The organism is Pseudomonas sp. SIMBA_067, from assembly GCF_046534675.1.
Taxonomy (GTDB): domain Bacteria; phylum Pseudomonadota; class Gammaproteobacteria; order Pseudomonadales; family Pseudomonadaceae; genus Aquipseudomonas; species Aquipseudomonas putida.
Genome location: NZ_JAWRYH010001233.1, coordinates 1 through 240, shown reverse-complemented (window position 1 = coordinate 240; position 240 = coordinate 1). Strand labels below are relative to the sequence as shown.

The following is a 240-nucleotide window of genomic DNA, read 5'->3' as shown; positions in this document are numbered from 1 at the left end:
GTAACGGGCGAGTGTGCGTGCCGCGCCCAGCATATTACCGTCGCCACCAACGACTACCGCGAGATCAGCTAGTTGCCCAATCTCCGCGAGCGTGCCAGTTTTCACATTCTTCAGTTGCAGTTCGTGAGCGATTTGTTGCTCAACGATGACCTCGTAACCTTTTGTGCACAGCCAGCGGTAGAGCATTTCATGTGTTGTCAGTGCAGTGGGGTGCCGTGGGTGTCCCACAATGCCAATACA

At 55.0% G+C, this 240-nt stretch carries 1 protein-coding gene; it reads right to left on the bottom strand.

Going from position 1 to position 240, the window contains the following annotated elements; all coding sequences use genetic code 11:
• Positions 1–228, bottom strand: a 228-nt coding sequence (locus SB765_RS33230; RefSeq protein WP_410932979.1) for an NAD(+)/NADH kinase, incomplete at its 3' end; no start/stop codon positions are given.
• Positions 229–240: the final 12 nt, after the last annotated feature.